The organism is Lacrimispora amygdalina (genome assembly GCF_003432035.1).
GTDB classification, from domain to species: domain Bacteria; phylum Bacillota; class Clostridia; order Lachnospirales; family Lachnospiraceae; genus Lacrimispora; species Lacrimispora amygdalina.
Window position 1 is genome coordinate 14,946 of the sequence record NZ_QOHO01000052.1, and the last position, 20,242, is coordinate 35,187.

Annotated in this window: 16 protein-coding genes; all 16 read left to right on the forward strand. The window is 48.1% G+C overall.

Features of this window, described 5'->3' with window-relative positions; all coding sequences use genetic code 11:
• Position 1 precedes the first annotated feature (1 nt).
• The 16 genes from DS742_RS16315 (at position 2) to DS742_RS16390 (ending at position 20,197) form a co-directional block, all read left to right on the forward strand.
• Positions 2–637, forward strand: coding sequence for a hypothetical protein (locus DS742_RS16315; RefSeq protein WP_117418046.1), 636 nt, complete (start codon positions 2–4; stop codon positions 635–637).
• Entirely contained in the window at positions 638–1,333 is a 696-nt protein-coding gene (locus DS742_RS16320) for a TraC-like domain-containing protein (RefSeq protein ID WP_117418047.1), read from the forward strand.
• On the forward strand, positions 1,326–3,164 hold the full coding sequence (locus tag DS742_RS16325) for a VirB4 family type IV secretion system protein (RefSeq protein ID WP_117418048.1): 1,839 nt from the start codon (positions 1,326–1,328) through the stop codon (positions 3,162–3,164). The genes DS742_RS16320 and DS742_RS16325 overlap by 8 nt, the downstream gene beginning before the upstream one ends.
• Positions 3,165–3,193: 29 nt before the next feature.
• Positions 3,194–3,988: a C39 family peptidase gene (locus DS742_RS16330; RefSeq protein WP_341457645.1), complete on the forward strand. Its 795-nt coding sequence runs from the start codon at positions 3,194–3,196 to the stop codon at positions 3,986–3,988.
• A gap of 14 nt (positions 3,989–4,002) precedes the next feature.
• A complete protein-coding gene (locus tag DS742_RS16335) occupies positions 4,003–5,007 on the forward strand; it encodes a hypothetical protein (protein ID WP_117418050.1) in 1,005 nt (334 codons plus the stop codon).
• Positions 5,008–5,031: 24 nt separating this feature from the next.
• Complete coding sequence (locus tag DS742_RS29500; RefSeq protein WP_242996536.1) at positions 5,032–5,664, forward strand: helix-turn-helix domain-containing protein; 633 nt, start codon at positions 5,032–5,034, stop codon at positions 5,662–5,664.
• Between the two features lie 330 nt (positions 5,665–5,994).
• Positions 5,995–6,207 (forward strand): type II toxin-antitoxin system prevent-host-death family antitoxin, encoded by a 213-nt coding sequence (locus tag DS742_RS16345; protein WP_341457646.1) that lies wholly within the window; start codon positions 5,995–5,997, stop codon positions 6,205–6,207.
• A gap of 191 nt (positions 6,208–6,398) precedes the next feature.
• Complete coding sequence (locus tag DS742_RS16350; protein ID WP_117418051.1) at positions 6,399–7,388, forward strand: helix-turn-helix transcriptional regulator; 990 nt, start codon at positions 6,399–6,401, stop codon at positions 7,386–7,388.
• 85 nt (positions 7,389–7,473) lie between these two features.
• Entirely contained in the window at positions 7,474–8,517 is a 1,044-nt protein-coding gene (locus DS742_RS16355) for a hypothetical protein (RefSeq protein WP_117418052.1), read from the forward strand.
• Between the two features lie 19 nt (positions 8,518–8,536).
• On the forward strand, positions 8,537–9,706 hold the full coding sequence (locus DS742_RS16360; protein WP_117418053.1) for a DUF6361 family protein: 1,170 nt from the start codon (positions 8,537–8,539) through the stop codon (positions 9,704–9,706).
• A gap of 2 nt (positions 9,707–9,708) precedes the next feature.
• Entirely contained in the window at positions 9,709–11,445 is a 1,737-nt protein-coding gene (locus DS742_RS16365; protein WP_117418054.1) for a phospholipase D-like domain-containing protein, read from the forward strand.
• Entirely contained in the window at positions 11,442–14,414 is a 2,973-nt protein-coding gene (locus DS742_RS16370) for a helicase C-terminal domain-containing protein (protein WP_117418055.1), read from the forward strand. The genes DS742_RS16365 and DS742_RS16370 overlap by 4 nt, the downstream gene beginning before the upstream one ends.
• Positions 14,411–15,670: a DUF429 domain-containing protein gene (locus tag DS742_RS29900; RefSeq protein ID WP_170313491.1), complete on the forward strand. Its 1,260-nt coding sequence runs from the start codon at positions 14,411–14,413 to the stop codon at positions 15,668–15,670. Before DS742_RS16370 ends, DS742_RS29900 begins: the two co-directional genes overlap by 4 nt.
• Before the next feature lie 26 nt (positions 15,671–15,696).
• A complete protein-coding gene (locus tag DS742_RS29515) occupies positions 15,697–17,331 on the forward strand; it encodes an ADP-ribosylglycohydrolase family protein (protein ID WP_117418056.1) in 1,635 nt (544 codons plus the stop codon).
• Entirely contained in the window at positions 17,315–17,770 is a 456-nt protein-coding gene (locus DS742_RS16385; RefSeq protein ID WP_117418057.1) for a hypothetical protein, read from the forward strand. Before DS742_RS29515 ends, DS742_RS16385 begins: the two co-directional genes overlap by 17 nt.
• 42 nt (positions 17,771–17,812) lie before the next feature.
• Positions 17,813–20,197 (forward strand): hypothetical protein, encoded by a 2,385-nt coding sequence (locus DS742_RS16390; protein ID WP_117418058.1) that lies wholly within the window; start codon positions 17,813–17,815, stop codon positions 20,195–20,197.
• Positions 20,198–20,242: the final 45 nt, after the last annotated feature.

Sequence of the window (20,242 nt, forward strand, 5' to 3'; positions counted from 1 at the left end):
TATGGGAAACAGAGCTGTTTTTCTCTTGCACGAACAAGGCGAAAGCTATTATTTTACCGCCCATCACGGGGCAAATGCCTTATCGCCCCTGCTCCGTCTGACACAGGCAAAACAGTTGCAGGAGCAGCTCCCGCAGCCACAGTCCATTGCACATATCTTTGAGCATCTGGACTATGATGGCAAGTATCAGCCGGAGCGTTTGCAGGATTCAGATATGTTTTTTCAGGCGATCTCTTTACCGGAAATGAAAGTATGCCTGAAGGATTTTCAGAATCGGAGCAATTTTGAAATGCGGTTTATCATCGACCTTGACCGCAACGATTTTCAGATGACCTACAACCCCAACTGCCCATGGTATCGCACCATGGGCAGTTTCACCATCGATCTTGATGTAGGGATTGACAATGTTAAAAAGCTGCTTGCCCATGCCGAGGAACGGAATATAAAGGATTTTGGCAGGCTGCTTACTATTTATGAGAACAGCACCGGCCTTGCGGATAAGCTGGAGTCTGCCCGTGGCTATATGCGCTTTGAGGAATATCTGGACTCACCGCAGGCAGAGGAAGATCGCCGCCGTTACCGTGAGTTGATAGACCGTCAGGCAGAGCCGGACGAGGAAGAAATGGAGGAACGATAAATGGAGGGACTTTTATTCCCGATTATTATGCTGACCGTCACCCTTGTGGGTGGCGGTCTTTTGCTTTTGTTCCTGAAAACGGCGAAGAAACGGCCGGTATCAGACGAAACGGCAATCTCCGTACAGACTGCACAGCAGTTTATCAATGTGCGGGATGTGAAAGACAAGTACCTATACACCAAGGATGGTTTGGTTTTGACCTATCTGCGTGTCCATGCAATCAGCATTGACTTATACAGCAAAGCCGAAAAAAACAACCTGATCAAGCAAATCACCGCCGAGCTTTCGGACATTCAGTATCCGTTCAAGTTTATGGCGGTAAGCCGCCCTGTGGATATTTCGCCCTTGATTTCTGATATGCAGGGAATGTTAAAGACCGCTGATGATAAGCGGAAAGAGCTTTTGCGGCAGGAGATTTTACAGATGAGCAGCTTTGCCCTGTCCGGCGAAATTGTCGAGCGCCAGTTTTATATTTCCCTTTGGGATCGCTATGAGGACGGCGTGGAAAAGGATTTGCTCAAACGGGCATCCCTGCTGGCGGAGAAGTTTACCACCAATGGAGTCGGCTGTGACATATTGACGGAAAAGGAAATCGTGCGGCTTTTGAACCTTGTCAACAACCCCTCCTATACCCACTTGGAGGATACGGATTTTGAGGCCGGTATTCCCATGCTAAAGGAGGACATTTATGCCTAAAAAACAAGCAATACAGGAACGGGATATTATAAATGCCGCCCTGCTCAATGTGATTACCCCTGTGGGGCTGGAGTTTACCAAGAACAGCCTTTCCGTGGGGGAAAACCTCGGTAAGATTTACGGGCTGATCCGTTATCCGCAAAAGGTGGAAACGGAGTGGCTTTCTAAAATAACCAATATCCCCTCAACCATTGCATCCATTGGCTTTAAGCCGGTGGACAATGCTACCCTCATCAATGCCATCTCCCGAAGTGTGGTGCAGCAAAGAGGACTGGCAGAGGGCGCCAAAGACCCTCTATCTCGTCAGCGTGCGGAAAAAGCTGCCGAGGACGGCGAAAAAATTATCATGCAGATCGACCGTGAAGGGGAAACGGTGGGGCTGATGAGCGTGTCCGTCATGCCGATTGCCAAGGACGAGCGCACGTTCAAAAAGGTATGCCGCCGTGCGGAGAGTATCATCAGCGTTCTCAAATGTAAAATGCGTGTCATCCCCAATCTGCAAAAGGAGTGCTTTCAGCACCTTTCCCCGTCTTTTCCCACCAACGGAAAGATTGAAAGCATCCTGCAAAAAATCGTGCCGCTGTCCACCTTTGTGGGCGGCTTTCCTTTTGCCAGCTCCGGTTTCAATGACGGAGAGGGTTACTACCTTGCACTGGACGCCAGCGGCAGCCTTGTTATTGTGGACATCTGGCGGCGCGGCAGCGATAGGACAAACAGTAATTTTGTCATTATGGGCAATTCCGGCGTAGGCAAAAGCACCGCCATCAAACATATCATCATGTCCGAGTACATGAAAGGCACAAAAATTATTGTAATCGACCCGGAAAGTGAATATAAAGACCTCTGCTATAATCTCGGCTGCGGCGGCGATTGGGTCAACGCTGTGGGCGGCGCCGGTGGCCGGTTCAATCCTCTCCAGGTCCGCCCGTCCCCCCGTGATGATGAGCAGGAAAATGAAGCCGACCGGCTGTACCGTGATGAAGGCTACGGCATGAACGATCTTGCCCTGCACATGAAGAACCTTGAAATCTTTTTCAGCCTTTATATTCCGTCGCTGACCGATATGCAAAAGGCGGTCCTTAAAAAGAGCCTTGTGGAGCTGTACCGGAATTTCAACATCACATGGGACACCGACGTGGCGGCACTTTCGCCGGAGGACTTTCCCATCTTTTCCGATCTGTATAAGTTGGTAAAAGAAAAAGCGGATACCGAACAGGACAGGCAGGCTTATGCCGACCTTTCTCTGCTGCTTTATGACATTGCCGAAGGCTCAGACAGCTTTATTTGGAACGGCCACACTACCATTAAAAGCGAAAGCCGGTTCGTTTGTCTGGACACCAATGCCCTCCAAGGAACCAGCGATAATATCAAGAGAACACAGTATTTTAACCTCTTGACATACTGCTGGGAGCAGATGAGCCGAAACCGGGATGAACGGGTGCTTTTGATTTGCGACGAGGCGTATTTGATGATCGACCAAAAAGTGCCGCAATCCCTTGTTTATCTGAGAAATGCCATGAAACGTGCAAGGAAATACGAGTCTGCCTTGGTCATTATCTCCCATAGCGTTATCGACTTCTTATCTGAGAGCATCAAGCAGTATGGGCAGGCACTTCTTGACATCCCGTGCTATAAGCTCCTGATGGGAACAGACGGCCCCAATCTAAAGGAAACAGCCAAGCTCTACGACCTCACCGAAGCCGAACAGGAACTTTTGCTGGCTCGGAAGCGTGGACACGCCCTCTTTATGGTAGGGGCGAAACGCCTGCACATCAACTTTGAGATTCCTGACTACAAGATGATGTATATGGGTAAGGCGGGTGGTCGCTGATGGCAGTAGACCCATTGACCGCCAAGATTTTGGCGCAGATAGCGGCACAGGCCGTAACGGATGAGCAGGCGCGGAAGCGCCTGCTCATTCTCATCTTAGGCCCGGCAGTTGCTTTTTTAATGCTCATCGCCTTAATCCTCTACCTGATTACCAGTCCCTTTTCTGTACTGGCGCAGTGGCTGATTGGTGATGAATTGTCAGTGGTGGAGGATTTTCAAAAGGAGTATGGCTACAATCAGACCTTGGGTATTCACGAGCAGGATTATATGGAGGGCATTGGACAGTCCTACGAGGGGGTTGTGTTTACAGACGGCGGCATGGAGGTGGTTTATTACAACCAGCTTGATGAACGCTGGGCGAATGTTCTGTACGGCCAGTCAAGCACCATTGGCGAGGCTGGGTGCGGCCCTACCTCCATGTCTATTGTGATTTCCACCTTGACCGGAACGGCGCATGACCCGGTTGAATTGTCAAATTGGTCTGTAAAAAACGGACACCGCTGCGAGGGCAACGGTTCCTACCACAGCCTGATACCCGGCGCCGCCAAAGGGTACGGACTATCCTGCGAGGGAGATTTGTCCGCACAGGACATTGTGGACGCTCTATCCGGCGGCAAGCTGGTGGTCGCCATAATGAGCAAGGGGCATTTTACCACAGGGGGACATTTTATTGTTTTAAGGGGAGTGACCGCCGAGGGCAAAATCCTTGTGGCAGATCCCGCCAGCCATAGGCGCAGCAATCAGGAGTGGGATCTGTCGCTGATTATGAACGAAGCCCGGAAAGGCGCCGCAGCAGGCGGCCCATTTTGGGCGATTGGAAACTGACAAGGAGGCTAAATATGATTTTATACCTTTCATCTACACAGCACACCAATCTGCTGGACTTTGCCGGTTGGTACAATTCTGAAAGCGAAATGCCCATCAAGAAAATGGTGGGCAATTTTGTTCTGAAGCAATTTATCGTCTACGATATGCGAAACTTCTCTCATGTGAGCGAGGTGGTTCTGGATCGCATTGCCTTTGGGGACAGCGACGAAGAATTTGCCCAGGCCATAGAAGAATTTCTGACCATGTATAATCCCCGTATCAGCGTAATCTGCGAGGGGCTTTTACAGGACAGCTCTTTGTTCCGTTCTCTGCTGGAAAGCGGTGTGGGCAATATCGTCTGCTCTACTGATATTGCAGAAATCCAGCGTGAGATTTTAGAGTGCCTGAGCGAACAGGGCATGGCTCGTTATGCTGCCAAGGAACGCACGAAAAAAGCAGGCGGCAGGAAAACCTATCGCTTTGACTGCGAGAATATCCATGTCGCCGTGCTTTCCTCACAGCCGAGAATGGGAGCAACCACAACAGCAATCGGTCTTTGTGCATGGCTGGCGGCGGTGGGGGCTTCTGTCTGCTATGTGGAGGAGAATGAAAGCGGTATCTTAACCACCATGGCGGCCGCCTATGAAATGGAACCGGCTGGCGGGGGCTGGCGGCTGGATGGTGTCCGGTACGGTACTGTGCCAGCGGCAGAACCGGTGAATTTTATCATCCATGACTTTGGCTATCAGCCAAATCCAAATGAAAAGGCGAAGGATGCGGGTCTGCTGCTGCTCGTATGCGGCACAAAGCCCTATGAGCTGCCCAACTCCATGCGGCTTTTGAAACGGTTGGATACCATAGATGCCTATGTACTCTGCCCCTTTACCCATGAGGCGGTTAAAAGCGACTATGCTGGCATTCTGCATAACGATTTTCATAAGGTGCTGTTTTTGGACTATCAGCCCGAACCTACGGACAGCATGAGTAATTCCAAGCAGTACAAAACGATGATGACAAAATATATCGCCGGGGCATAACGCCCCGGCGTAAGGAGGATTTTGATGATGACCAAGCAAGCGGAATTGAAACAACAAGCATATGCCAGTAATCTGAAAAGCCGTGCCCTTTCTATACTAATTTACCTGATCGACCGGTCGAATAAAGACCTAACCTGTTTTCCGGCGATTCCTACAATGGCCGAGCAGCTTCATATATCTGTTTCGACGGTGAAGCGTGCCCTGAAGGAACTGGCTGACGCAGGCTACATTCAAAAGGAAGCACGTTTCCGTGAAAAAAACCGTGGGCAAAGTTCCAATCTGTATACCTTGCTTTTCGTGGGGCAGATGCCTACGCCTGACGATGATAATGTCCTTGCTCATGAGGATTACATAGAGCCTGTTACTCCAAAATCAGAGACAGGCAAGCATAATACCGAAGTGGTTCATATCACCTTTGACTATTTGAAAAATGAAAAGCAGGAAAAACAAATAGGAGCAGAGGTAAAAAGCGAACCCGTCTCAGCCGCACTTTCAACACAGAAAAAGGCGAGCGCCCCCATTCATTTTGCAGTATTTGAAAAGATGCCCATCCACAATTTATCAAAACAGATAAGAGAAGTTGTAGGTCAATTTCTGCCCTGTTCTGCCCTATCTTTTCAGTGGACGGGGGTGGAGTCCATTTTGCAGCCCCCTTGAACTACTCAGGTGAACTGATATAAAAAGTGGAAAAGAAGTTTATGTAGGCGGTATATTCAGATGAGAACCACTTGTTTTGGTGGCATAAAGGGGTATGATTGAAAAATACACTTTGGAAACATCGGAAAGACTGAGGGATTTTAATGGAGGTGTATATGCGCACTCCCTGTTATTGCCATTACAACTATCAATTTCTAAAATAATATCTATAAAAGTAATTACTATTACAAAATATATTAACATTAATATATAGTATCTATTTTTTTATTGGAATTATACTTACTATATGATATAATTGATTCTGCATAAGTGTGAAAGGCGGTGGAGCTATTGGCTGATAAAAAAGTGAAATTCAAAGTACCGATGGAGCAACTTAACATAGCCGAGTTCAATCGCGGTCAATCCTCGAAGCTGATACGAAGCTTGGTCGAAGAGGACAAGGTGGCCGAAATACTAAAACACGGAAAGACGATAGCAGTAGTTCTGTCCTACGAACGTTATAAGCGCTTACTTGAAAAAGGAATCGATATAAATGATTTTTAATATGTCTGAAAAATACGATTTTATATGGAAAATCGCCGATCTGCTCCACCAGCAAAGCAAGTAATGGTAATGTGATATTGCCGTTCACGCTTCGCTCAAGTTTAGATAGCGTTCTTGCACCACGAAGGATAAGGTGTTGGAGTTTGAGAAAACATTGCAGTACAAAATAAGATGCTCAAGGAGGCCGCAGTATGGCAAGCTCATCAAACCAAAAGTTGAAGCTCCTGTATCTGATGAAGATATTATTTGAACGGACTGATGTACAAGTACCCATGACGATTGCTGAAATCGTAGAGTCGCTTGCCGGATATGATATCAAGGCAGAGCGCAAATCCCTTTATAGCGACATGGAGCTCTTACGGCAGTTCGGTGTTGATATTGAAATGCAGCGCGGCAAGACGGTCGGGTATTACATTGCCGAACGGCAGTTTGAATTGCCGGAATTGAAGCTACTGGTTGACGCCGTGCAAAGCTGTCGCTTTATTACCAAGAGGAAAAGCGAAGAACTGATAAAAAAGCTCTCCTCGCTCACAAGCAGCCAGCAGGCCAAACAGCTTCGCCGTCAGGTTTTTGTGGCAGATCGTGCAAAGACTATCAATGAAACAGTCTATTACAGCATCGATCAGATCCATCATGCCATCGGCGAAGGCAAAAAAATCGCCTTCCAGTATTTTGACTATGATGTTAAGAAGAAACGGGTTTTCCGGAGGCGGGGAGAATTATACCTCACTACCCCTGTCAGCCTTTGTTGGAACAACGACAATTACTATCTGATCGCTTACAGCGCAAAATATGATGATTTTACACATTACCGGGTTGACCGAATGAGCGGCGTTGAGGTGTTGGATGAGGATGGCGACTCGTTTGATATGGACAAGTTTAATATTGCCGAGCACGCAAAGCGCGCCTTCGGTATGTACGACGGAGAGCTTGTGCGGGCAAGGTTGGCATTTGATAAGAGCCTTGTCAATGTAGTGCTCGACCATTTTGGCAAGGATGTCCTCATGCTCCCTTCCACGGACGGCTGGTTTGAAATCTCGGTTCATGTGTCGATCAGCCCGGTATTTCTGGCATGGGTGTTCCAGTTTGGCGATTGCGCCGAGATAAAGGAACCTGACAGCTTGATTGTGGCTATGAGAGAGCTTGCGGAAAAAAGCATACGGAGATACTCCGCAGAATGAAATTACTGTCCGTACCATTGGACACTATTTTTGGTATAATGATTATAAGGGGAGGTATCTGAACCTCTCCGGAAGGAGGGATTTTATGAATCTGGCAGGTCAGCTTGTCATTCATAAGACATTCGGCGAGGGAAAGGTGATAGACCATACAGGAGGCTATCTTTCCGTTCTGTTTGGCGAGAGTGAGAAGCGATTCATATATCCCGACTCATTTCAGGTGTTTTTGCGGGCGAAAGACGAAACGCTTCACACCGCTATCCAAAATGAACTGGCAGAAGCGCAGGCCCAAAAACAACTGCTACAACATGAAAAAGATAGTGTCGCATTGCTTGAAAGAGAAAAAGTGGCTGAAAAACGCTTTGTACCAACAAAGCCAAAAGAAAGGGTTTACCCACGCGCCAATATCGCTTTCAAATGTAATTATTGCAATGGCGGCAAGTCATCGGAGCGGATCGGCTTTCATGGCGTATGCTCCGAGGCGGTCATCCGCTATAACATAAAAGAAAAGAATCATGTTTGGTGCTCATCGCCGGATTCGCCCTGCCGCCAGTATTATGACGGAATGATCTCGTCCTACTCTGAGCTTGAAGATGTTTTTAACCGGGACGGGTCTGTTTGCTATGAAAGTGCCATGCTGCGTGATTGGAGCGCCTTTGCGGGTATTACTCATACAGGTGAAAATAAAGGGCGGCCCATGAAGCTAAAACAGGTTCAGATCAACAGCCTGGCCGTGCTGACCACAAGATTGCCGAATGAGCCGGAGGAAAATAGATTCATCTTTGCTGTTTTCTTGGTGGATGATACATATGAGGGCGATGCGCGGGAGGAAGGGTATGTATCGACTACTTCTCGCTATAAAATCGAAATGATGCCGAACGAGGCGCAAAAGCTAAGATTTTGGAACTACTACTCCTGCCCCAATGCCCCCGATGTGGTTAAGTTCGGGTCGGGACTTCACAGATACTTGTCTGATGAACAAGCGGCTCAGATTCTCAGGGACATTACCGCAATCAAAAAGGGGACGGCGCAGGAAGCCCTCGCCGGGGAGTTCTTAGCTCACTTTAGCAGGGTCAACGGCATCGACATTGAGGGAATCCCGCAAAACGGCGGTGCCTTGGCATTCAAATAACACGAAAGAAGGGTAAGCCATGCAGCTTGGATGGATAGATTTTTCGCGCAGTGAACGCAACAAGATCATACAGACTCTAAAAATGCTTGAGGAATCCACCGCGCTGGACGAGCTTGGGATTGGTGTGGTCCGTGACGGGTATGCCGATATTCTCTTTCCGGGCATTTCAACGCTTCAAACGAGAGCCAAATACTTTGTGCTTCTCCCATATTTGTTCGCAATGGCGGAGCGGCAAAGCTTTAAGCGCAGCAGCGAGATATTGCCGTGGATGCACAGGCAGGAGGATTTGCTTGTTCCCACGCTTATTAAAAACAGCGAGGATACCACCGGCGTGATCGGCCTTCGGGCGCATAAGCAAGGAAAATCGGTGAAGGTGAAATCCTCAAGTATTTATTGGAACGGGATGCGAACCTTTGAGATTTTAAGGGACGAGCATCTGTCCATATCCAATGTTTGCAATATCATTTATGGTAAACAGCTGCGCAGAAATTCGGTTGAAATTAAGACCGAAGCAAAATCAGGCGGCACCGAAGGGTTTGACGATGAAACAGCGGGTAACGAAAATATGCCGTTGTTTTCGAGCATCACGCCAGACTATGCAATCATGACCGAGGCGGCGATAGAACTGACCAAAACGGAGGCCGAGTATCTGTATCAGAAGATGACCACGGCTGTCGGGTCTCGCGCTTCCTTGCTTGCTTTCATGTTAAGAGAGAAGTGTCTGTTTCCGAGTTTCCAAGACATCAATGAGGAAATCCTGCCGGATGATCTGCGGCGTTCCGTTGAGCTTGCGAAGGCCTTCGCTCATTTTATTTCGGGCGCGCACACCCGCTACAATGTGATTTTTTCAAACGGCGAGGATGCAGACCAAACCGAGAGATACCGCGAATGGCAGGGAACCTTTGATTTTGACGGCTTTCATTTATCGGACGTTCTTTCGAGGATAAATGGGAACCTGCTTACCAATGCGTTTTTGAAGGAATTTTATGAGGTCTCTAAGGCAGGAAATGACCAGGCCGTTGACAGGCTGATTATCCAGCGCGAGAAATCCATTAAGCGGGAGCGGGCGAAGCTGGGCAAGCCGCAAGAGTATCGGTATGACAAGCCGGTACACGATTATTTGCTAAATTATCGCTATGGTACAGCGTACACGATTGTAAACGATATTTTGAGAGGATTGGAGGGATAGGTATGGCCAGAACTCTGTTTGACTATGAAGAGAATCGCCTTGACTACGGCGGTTTGCTGACGCCGGACATCGGCTACGATGTCGATTTTGCTGTCGCATTTACCTATTCCCTCGACTTGGAAGCCTTATTGGGTGTTCCCGTGTCTCTGGGGCTGCTGGATGATGATATGGATACAGGACTAATCGACAATCCCTTTTTCCTATTGGAAGCCATCAGAAAAAGCAGCGATAAGATCGCCATCTTCTGCAATGCCGGAAGCATCGCCCTCCCTCGCAATATCCGCAGTGTGTTCGCTCTGTTGGAAAACAGCGTTTTTGAAGTCGATCTCAGCGGGATGAACAGCTTTCACCCGAAAATGTGGTTTATCAAATACACCAATGATGCGGGCGATTCCTACATAAAGCTGATTGTTCTCAGTCGGAACCTCACCTTTGACCGCAGCTTTGACTATGCCGTGGAGATGACAGGCAAAATTGGGAATCGAAAGCTGAGTAAAAACAAGCCGCTTTCGGATATGCTCCAGTTCACCGCCAAATATGCCGGAGCTCAGAAGAGAAAGAAGCTACTCGCTTTGGCTGAGGATATTATGCGCGTGAAACGGTTTGAATTGGACGACCGATTTGAGGACTATGATTTTCTTCCGCTCGGTATCACACCCGGCGCGGCAGAAAGCACAGGGCTTTTTGAGAGCTGCAATGATCTCATTGTTTTCTCGCCATTTTTAAGCTCCAATATGGTCGGGAACTTGGCGAACAATGCGAGGTACAGGAAAACCCTCTTTACCCGCAAGAGTTCTTTGAACCGAAAGATCATTGGTCTGTATGATGATGTCTATATTACGAAGGACATTGTAATGGACAATGAAATCATGTCCGAGGGCGAGGCTGAGCCAAAAGGGTGCGATATTCATGCCAAACTATATTTTACGCGCGGCGGCAATGGAAACTTCCTGTATGTCGGGTCAGCCAACGCCTCCGATAAAGCCTTTTATAACAATGTTGAATTCTTGCTGAAGCTGAAATACAAGCCGTATATGGCAAGCTATGATGCCTTGCTCAAAGAACTATTGCCGGAGGACGGCTGCCCGTTTGAGCGCATTGCGGACATTGAAACGGAAGAACAGGCGGAAGATACGAGCCTTTTGGACAAGTCCTTCCGTGAGGCGCTGCGCAGTATAAAAAACGCAACCGTCACCGCCGATGGCGAACGCTTCTCTATTACTCTGCGGACAAATGGAAAGCCCTTAGAAAAGGCGGTATATATTGCTCCATTGTTTCGGGCGGGTAGCTTTGCCCCGTTGACAGATGGACTTGTTTTTACGGATATGCTGCTAAAAGAACTGAGCGAGTTTTTTATCATAAAAATTGAGGATAAGCAGATTGTAACAAAAGTCACTTTGGTCGGCATTCCCGAAGGCCGCGATCAGGCAATTTATAAAAGCATCATCCAAGATAAAAACGGGTTTTTGGCCTATGTTTCGTTCATGCTTTCGGATAACTACTCCGAGAGCTGCTTTGAGCAATATGAACTGGCAAAACAGCTTTTGGACGACGCCGACACGCCGCAGGCTGTCATTCCCGCCGCACTCTATGAGAGAATGTTAAGCTGCACCGTAAATAACCCCTCCCGCTTGCTCGACCTTGATCACCTGATGAGCAAGCTGGGTGACGATATTGTAGGCGATTTTGTGGCGATGTACCAGCCGTTTAAGGAAATCGCAAAGAGGATGATAAGATGAGACCGAAGGATTTTCAAGAAGCGACGGCACGACGGATCGTCGAAATATTTGAAAAAGAGAAGCAGAATCGGGTTTTGCTCGCCGATGAGGTCGGTCTTGGCAAGACCATTGTTGCGCGCGCAGTTGTTGGTAAGGTGTCGGATTGGCACAGGAAGATGGGCGACAAGCATTTTAAGGTCGTATATATTTGCTCCAACATTAACATTGCCAACCAAAACTCAAAAAAGCTGGGCATTCGTGACGAGGACTGTTTGAGAGTATCGGAGAGCCGTTTGTCCATGCAGCATTTGAAGATATATCAAAATCAAGGCCGAGACCACAGCTTTCAGCAGCTCATTCCCCTTACCCCCGCAACCTCCTTTTCGATGACAGGGGGCTGTGGAAACCAAGAGGAACGTGCGCTAATGTTCGTCCTGTTGCGCCGCCTTCCGGCATTTCGGGAGCTATCCGGGTTTTCGGACTTCATGCGTTATTATGAGCTAAAAAATTGGGATTACTTTGTCAACCTGTATGAAGGACAGGTTGTGTCCTGTGATGAAAATGGAAGCGGGTACATTTCCATCATGATGGCGGCTCTGAATCAGGCAATCCCAAACGGGATGATCCGTGAAATACAGGCTGTCTGCCATAAAGCCGCCCCGGAGGACAGATGGCGCAGCCGCGACATGATCAATTCGCTTCGCCGCATCTTTGCGCAGATCAGCCTTGATAAGTTAGAGCCGGATCTTGTTATCATGGATGAGTTTCAGCGTTTTCGAGATTTAATCGCCCCGGCCGACGATGAAACGGGTATGCTCTCCAAGAAGTTCTTGCAGGACAGCGCCACAAAGGTTCTGCTTCTGTCGGCAACCCCTTACAAGCCGTACTCGACGCTTGAGGAAATCGGCCAGAATGAATCCTTTGACCACTACCGGGAGTTTATGCAGGTGATGGACTTCCTTCTGTATGACGCTCGAAAAAACGCCGAGTTCAAAAGCGTTTGGCGAGACTTTTCGCATTCCCTCTCGGAGCTAAACACCGAAAGGCTCACCGTCCTCTATGCCAACAAGTCCAATGCGGAAAACGCCTTATACGGCAGTATTTGCCGCACAGAGCGGTTCAGGGCGGGGATGATCGACGCTTCAAAAGCCGCAGAGATTGAGATTGGCCGGAACGATATCCTCTCCTTTGCCGAGATGCAGAGGTTTTTGAATGAATATAATATCGGCAATGTGCCGGTTGACTATGTGAAATCCGCGCCTTACCTTTTGTCATTCATGGAGAGCTATAAGCTGAAAGAAAACATCGTGAAGCAGTACAAGGCAAGGCCTAACGCTCAGCTATTAAAGCATTACAAGACCATGCTGCTGCGTAAAATCGACTTGAATACCTATAAGAAGGTGGACTCCGGCAATGCGAGGCTCCAATACCTAATGGACACCGTATTCGACGGTGGAAGGTCGTGCATGGAGAAATTGCTGTGGCTGCCGCCGAGCAAGCCGTATTACAAAACCGCCAGAGTGTTTCGGGTCGGCAGTCCTCTCTCAAAGGTGCTTGTTTTTTCAAGCTGGGAGATGGTTCCCCGTATGATTGCCAGTATGCTGTCTTATGAGGCGGAACGGCTGAACTGTGTAAAAATCAATGAGAACAAAGAAAATAAACCCAAACGTTACTTCGCCGCCGACAGCCTTGAAGCTGATAGCAAGCGCAAGCGCCGCATTGTGGTTGTGCGTCTAAGGGACTACGCGGAAAAGGTTGTATCGTATCCCTGCAAGAAGCTGGGCGAGCTTTACGATCCCCTTGAATATCTTGGGCGCGGCCTTGATTCTGTTCAAAAAGATGTCGCTAAAAAAGTACGCGCACTGCTTGGGCAGATCAAAATTAAGTATGGACTTTCTGAGGGGCGCGGCAGCGCAAAAGACTATTTCAACGTTATGTACCACCTGTTTGACGGCTTTGAGGGAGAAATGCCGTCCGTCATCCCCCATAACGCGGAGGCTGTTTTTACCAACATAGCTATTGCTTCGCCTGCGGTATGCGCCTATCGGCTGTTTAAAAACGATGAGCAGGCGGATACCTTAGCGGAGAACTTTGTATCGCTTTTTAACAAAACCGAGTCAATGGACATTTTGGATGTTCTCTACGGAAAGAGCGATGACTTTTATTATGAGGCTGTCCTTCGTTACTGTGCGGAGGGGAATTTGCAGGCTGTCCTTGATGAGTGGGCATATGTCTTGGGTGAGAAGGGTGATGACCTATTAGAATCCATGCAGGGCTCGTTTCTTGGCACGGCATCGGTTCAGGTGGATACCTACGAATCGTTTTCCGGCCAATCGGCAAAGCCGAGGATGAGAAACCATTTTGCCGTAGGCTATTTTAACGCTCGGTTGGATGATAAAAATGTTCAGCGGACGGAAAGCATACGCTTGGCTTTCAATTCACCGTTCAGGCCCTTTGTCCTTGCAACTACATCAATCGGGCAGGAGGGCTTAGACTTTCACCTGTACTGCCGGAAAATATGCCATTGGAACTTGCCCTCAAATCCTGTTGATCTGGAGCAGCGCGAGGGGCGCATCAACCGCTATCTGTGCCTTGCGATCCGCCAAAGCATCGCACAGAAGTATGGAAGCATAGCGTTCCACACCGACGTCTGGGACGAGATGTTTCATGCGGCCAGTGAAGCCGAAAAGCAAGACCTTTCCGACTTAGTCCCCTTTTGGTGTCTGCCTGACGATGGCAGTAACGCGGTGAAGATTGAGCGTATTGTACCGATGTATCCGCTCAGTAAGGATCGCCTTGTATACGAACGCTTGGTAAAGGTACTCACGCTTTACCGTCTTACATTGGGGCAGCCGCGCCAAGAGGAACTCCTTGACGCAATTCATGCCGCCGAGCTGGATGACGAGGCCCTCGACAAGCTGTTCATAAATCTCAGTCCGTATTTCAGAAACGGACAGGCTTGCGGCAAGAAAGTGGAGGCGCTGATATGAAGGGTGATTACATTACCACTTATACAAAGCTATCCTTCTCGCCGCTTGACCCAAAGCCGGAGGACATACGCATTGCCGACATAGCCCATGCCCTGTCTTTGATGACACGGGCAAACGGCCATTTTAAGTGGTTTTATTCCGTTGCCCAGCACTCCATTAATTGCGCCCTTGAAGCGCAGGCAATGGGATGTGACAGAAAGGTACAGCTTGCTTGTCTTTTACATGATGCAAGCGAGGCCTATCTATCTGACATAACGCGCCCCGTCAAAAAGCACTTGCCGTCATACCTTGAAATTGAAAACAAACTGCAAGGCACGATCCATCAGGTGTATGGACGTTCTCCGACGGATGCGGAACACGCTGTTGTAAAGCAAATTGATGATACGATGCTATGGCATGAGTTTTTCGTGTTGATGGATGAACGGGTTTACGAGCCAAAGCCTATCATACATAGCAGGCCGGATTTTTCTGAACGTCCATTTCGGGATGTGGAAAATCAGTTTCTTTGGCTGTTTAACTCGTTGTCCAGAGAGGGCAAAACGCACAAATGTGTTGGGATTGATGGAACAAAGGGCGGTTGGATTGCGGCGTGTATAAAGGCTGATGCAGTCAGCATTCAGTTGTATCGCACAATCCATGAGCTGTGTGCGGAGTATTCCGATGCCGATAGTATTCTAATCGACATTCCGATTGGGTTGCCGGAAAGCGATACGGATATTCGTCCTGACAATATGTTGAGAAACCATCTAAAAGGTAAAGCATCCAGCGTCTTTAATACCCCTTGCAGACAGGCTGTATATGCTGCCGATTACGAAGGCGCTAACGCCACAAACAAGGCTGTGATGGGAAAAGGCCTCAGCAAACAATCTTTTGCGATTTGCGAAAAAATTGAGGAAGTGGATGCGTTTTTACAAAGCAATCCTGCTTGGAAAAACAGGCTTGTAGAAAGCCACCCTGAATATGGGTTTGCCATCCTCAATGTCGGCGCTCCTGTTTTGGAAAGCAAAAAGGAACAAGCTGGGGTGAGCGCCCGAATCTCCTTGCTGCGTCCGCAAATCGCCGACCTTGACGGCCTTCTCACCAAAGTATCCGGTGATGCTGCCGTTAAAAATCGTCTCCACGATATTCTTGACGCGCTTTGTCTTGCTGTCATCGGAGAATTGGGGATAACACATGGATTCTGCACATTGCCTGATCTGCCCCCAACAGACAGCAAGGGCTTGAAAATGCAGATTGTTGGCTCAAAAGTAGAGTAGATATTGGTTTGAATGGAGGGATAGAAATGCTTGGAGCAATTGTCGGCGACATCGTAGGGTCGCGGTTTGAGTTTAATAATCACAGAAGCAAGGATTTTGAACTGTTCGGTGAGAGCTGCTTCGCTACCGATGACAGCATTATGACACTTGCCGTCGCCAAGGCCATTATGGAAGCAGCCAAGGTTAAGGTGTCCTCCGAGAGCGACTATCATGCCCTTCTATCCAGCCTAACCGTGAAGTATATGCAGGAGATCGGCCGCAAGTACCCGAACTGTGGCTACGGCGGGATGTTTTCCCGTTGGATATTCGGCCACCACCCGGAGCCGTATCACAGTTTCGGCAACGGCGCGGCCATGCGGGTCAGTCCCGCGGGGTTTGCCGCCGCTACGGAGCTGGAGGCGGAAGCTCTCTCGGAAACAGTAACCGCCGTAACCCACAACCACAACGAGGGAATCAAAGGCGCAAACGCAGTGACGATTGCGATTTATTTGGCTCGCCAAGGCGCATTGAAAAGCGAAATACACGAGCGCATTGAGCGTGATTATTACCCATTGAATTTTGGGATTGACAATATTCGTCAGTCCTATCGCTTTAACGAAACTTGTCAGGAAACTGTGCCGCAAGCGATCAAGTGCTTTCTAGAATCCGACTCCTTTGAAGACGCCATTCGTACGGCTGTATCCCTCGGCGGCGACAGCGATACCATTGCCGCTATCACGGGGGCTATCGCCGAGGCTTACTACGGCGTTCCCGCCGACATAAAAGAAAAAGCCCTCGCCTTTTTGGAAGAGGAGCTTCACGCGATTTATGATGAATGGCTGGCGTTTGTCCCTGCGGGCGACGAGAAGTTCAAGGTGCTTACAAAGTATATCGGCAAGCTTGATGTGGCCGATTCATTCGGCGAATGGATGATTGACCGTGAAAATGACGGAACACCTGAACATCCGATACAAATGCCGTGGGTCGGATACAGTGGGTTGGTTAGAGCTTTTGAGAACGAGTTCTATCGGTTTGCGGAAGACCATCCTGAGTACGAGCATACCCGTTACGGCGAAATACTGGAAAAACACAATATTCCTTGGGGCTGGGGCAGCCGAGAAATGCACGAAGCAGATGTTTCGGGTTTTGACGCACAGTGTGTCCTCGCCCTTATTACAGGCGCAATCCGGGCCGAACGGTTCTGTGACGGCGCTTTGCTTGCGTTCTTCAAGGATGGTTCGATCTCACGATGGCTGAAACGGCTGAAGGACATTGACTGGAACAGGCGTCCAAAGCGGATTGAAGAAATTGTCTTTGAGCTCGGCGGCTCCTTTGGCGGGCATACCGTTTATCGCCTGTCCTTTACCGATTCCGGCGCAAAGCTGATCCAATCTGATAGACGGGATGAAGATAACATCTTCGATACAGAGGAATACTCAGAAAGCGAAGCTATCCTGTTGTCGGAACAGTTTTCCGCAATTCACACCGAGTATTGGAACGCCGATTACGTTGTCCCTCATATTTGCGATGGGGAGCAATGGGGCTTGGCGGTGCGGTATTCGGACAGGCAAACCCTTGAACACGGCGGGAGTAATGCATATCCTTCCAACTGGTTTAAACTGCTTGACTTTTTTGGAATTGAGCATGAAGAAAGCGAGGACGCTAATGAATCCCCTGATTGAGTTTGATGAGATAATCCTTGAAGTAACAAAGCTGCTGGGCAAGCCTGTTGATAAAAAGCGATATGAGATTGTCGACAGAGGTATGCCGCATGAGCCCAAAATGTTGCCGTTCGGCAAGATGGGAATTTACACCTTTTGGCATAACGGAATTGCTTTGAAAATCGGCAAAGCTGGCCCTAAGAGCAACGCAAGATTTTTGAGCCAGCATTACAACCCCAAGTCTGCACAAAGCACGTTAGCAGCCTCAATCCTGTCGGATCAGTCGATGACGCACCTTGATGTTTCAGAAGCCACCACCGGCGATTGGATAAAAAGAAATTGCAGAAGAATCGACATCCTGTTAGATGCTGATTTAGGGGTTTTTACATTGGAGCTGATTGAGGCGGCTCTCCATTATAAGTACGAGCCAAAGTATGAAGGCTTTTTGGCGCAGCGGTAAGCCGTATTACATAAAAATTATTGAGGAACGGGGTGAAAAGCCATGATAGATACTACTACCGAGCTTCAAATCGAAATCATGTCCTATGACAACTTAGAAAAATCTGTTGCGTATGATTTGGACAGGATACTCTTTGATTTGGATAGCAAAATAGCTTTATTATCGAACCAAGCGGATAACCTTGACTACCTGGTTGCTATCGGCAGCGGGGTGCTGTGTGGTTTGCTCGACGTTCTTTGGGTTGGCGATTTTAGTTTGGAGCGAGGTCGTGGCATTGCGAGCGAGGAAATAGATAGCCTTGTCACAAAAACAGCGAAGCTATTGGGTTGCAAAGAGGATGATTTAAAATCAGCCGTAGGATTTCTTGAAAAGAAATTTCAGATACCAAGCGACGGCAACACGCCGGACTTTGGAGGCGGCTTACAGCATCATCTTCGTGACTTCGCACATCACCCGACTATTGTCGGACTGGTATTTTCGTTCCTTACGCAGTTTACTTATAGGTCATACGGCACAGATGTCAACGGAGTATTTAAAATTGCAGATGTTACAGAAGCGAGCAAACAGTTCATCGGCAAGGATGTCCCATCGAAAATACTCTTTGGAACAATCACTTGGTTCTTTCACCTTGTAAGCGATGTGGCCGGTTCAAGCGGTTCTGTTGGCAAAAGCGGCGGCACCGGAATACCCGGTCCCCTACTTGCTTTGGCGAAGGAACTGTCCGTGCTTCCTGTTTTTAAGAACATAAATGTCGGCGACAATTCACTATCCGTTTTTTTATCAAAACTCTTTAACGGCACTTTGCTCGCAGGGCATGACGAATCCGGCAGGATTATCAAAGACACCGTGGTGAAGTTTGATTTGCGGGGCGAACTCGGCGTTGGAATCGAACTTGGCCGGCAGGCGATTCCTGTTGTCGCAAATGAATGCATCGTAAGAAGTTTCTATTTCATTCGCCGCCTTGCAATGGAAATACGCGAAAACGATATTTGCTCTGTCACAGGTTTAAAACAGATTGAATGGAGCAAAGTTAAGCCGCTGAATAATCCCACCATAAGCAGAATGCTTACGATTTCAACAGGCGTATTTACTACCGTCGATGTCGGCGAAGCAATTATCGCTCAAAAATACTGGGTGTCTATCAACTACGTTGGCATTGGACGGTTCGCCGTTGCTATCGGCGAGGATGTTACTTGGTGTTTGAAAGCCAGAAACATCAAGAACATAAGGCAAATGTATGAGGATATCAAACGGTTTACGTACACGCAATCCGATGAAAACATTTATAAAAGAATGGGTGCCGATATGAATATAGATAAGCTCGGCTTAACCGTTGAGCAAACGGAGATTCTATACAATCTCGAATACTACAAAACCCTAAACGACATACAGTCCACGAAATTACTTGTTAACAACGAAGGTGTAAAACGTCTGAAACAGGACTGGCTTGATGAGTGGAAAGGATATATCTCAAAGGGTTTTTCAAGCTTCTTGCAAATTGAGGACGCTGAACTTCACTGGTATACGGAGCAAGAGCTGATCCGGAAATTCGAGGAAAATGAGCCGCAGAACACATGGTTCAGACTGGTTCTTCTTGAAGCAATGCTTTTTGAGCCTTATTATCCTTTGGAGCTTGAAAAAGACAAAAAAGGCAATGATATACCGAGCAAAAAATTTAAAGATTTGCAGAACATTATTAACGGCTATAAAAAAGGCATCGGCGACGACTACCTTGATTCGTTTTTCTCTGGAAGCTATTATTCGAAAGGCTACATCAAGAGGCTTCGGAAGTGCTATGACAAAGTGCTGCGCGAACTGAATGAGGTTCTCAAAACAGTGATTACTTCGTTATCCATCACGGCCGTGATAGCGATTGCCGCTATTGCAACAGCAGGGGCATTCGCTCCGGCGATTGCCGTTGCGTTGGTCGGTTCGAATTTTGCGGGACTTAGCGGAGCCGCCTTAACAAGCGCTTGTCTTGCCTATCTTGGCGGCGGTGCGATTGCGATCGGTGGTGGCGGAATGGCTGGCGGTACGATAGCTGTTGTCGGTGGCGGTGCAGTTTTGGGATTCGGTGTCGGTGCCGGTATCGGTGGTGCTGTCGGTGCTGTCGGCTTGCTTGGAAAGCAAAACACCATTTTACAGTCTGCAAAGCTCCTTATTTCAATCAGGGAAATATTCCTCAATGACGAACATGATACCGTGTATTCAAACAGCGTATATGAGCAGTATGTGCAGAACATCATGGATATCGAAAAAGGTATAGTCGAATTGAAACTTCAAGCAGATGTGGCAAGTGGCAAAGAAAAGAAAGACCTAAAGGGTAGGATAAAGAAAGCTGAAGAGTCCGCTGAGGCTATGAAAATCGCAAGGAAAAACTTGAGAAAATTCATGAGTTCATTTGAAATTGGATTGTCACAAGAATAAATTGAGTTGTTGAATCCTTGTGAAATTGAAAGAGAGGTTTGTCTG

Coding starts and splice junctions, on each gene's coding strand:
- DS742_RS16320 (WP_117418047.1), top strand. CDS start 638: ATGGAGGGACTTTTATTCCCGATTATTATGCTGACCGTCACCCTTGTG.
- DS742_RS16350 (WP_117418051.1), top strand. CDS start 6,399: ATGGCAAGCTCATCAAACCAAAAGTTGAAGCTCCTGTATCTGATGAAG.
- DS742_RS16325 (WP_117418048.1), top strand. CDS start 1,326: ATGCCTAAAAAACAAGCAATACAGGAACGGGATATTATAAATGCCGCC.
- DS742_RS29900 (WP_170313491.1), top strand. CDS start 14,411: ATGAAGGGTGATTACATTACCACTTATACAAAGCTATCCTTCTCGCCG.
- DS742_RS29515 (WP_117418056.1), top strand. CDS start 15,697: ATGCTTGGAGCAATTGTCGGCGACATCGTAGGGTCGCGGTTTGAGTTT.
- DS742_RS16365 (WP_117418054.1), top strand. CDS start 9,709: ATGGCCAGAACTCTGTTTGACTATGAAGAGAATCGCCTTGACTACGGC.
- DS742_RS16390 (WP_117418058.1), top strand. CDS start 17,813: ATGATAGATACTACTACCGAGCTTCAAATCGAAATCATGTCCTATGAC.
- DS742_RS16370 (WP_117418055.1), top strand. CDS start 11,442: ATGAGACCGAAGGATTTTCAAGAAGCGACGGCACGACGGATCGTCGAA.
- DS742_RS16360 (WP_117418053.1), top strand. CDS start 8,537: ATGCAGCTTGGATGGATAGATTTTTCGCGCAGTGAACGCAACAAGATC.
- DS742_RS16355 (WP_117418052.1), top strand. CDS start 7,474: ATGAATCTGGCAGGTCAGCTTGTCATTCATAAGACATTCGGCGAGGGA.
- DS742_RS16335 (WP_117418050.1), top strand. CDS start 4,003: ATGATTTTATACCTTTCATCTACACAGCACACCAATCTGCTGGACTTT.
- DS742_RS29500 (WP_242996536.1), top strand. CDS start 5,032: ATGATGACCAAGCAAGCGGAATTGAAACAACAAGCATATGCCAGTAAT.
- DS742_RS16315 (WP_117418046.1), top strand. CDS start 2: ATGGGAAACAGAGCTGTTTTTCTCTTGCACGAACAAGGCGAAAGCTAT.
- DS742_RS16385 (WP_117418057.1), top strand. CDS start 17,315: ATGAATCCCCTGATTGAGTTTGATGAGATAATCCTTGAAGTAACAAAG.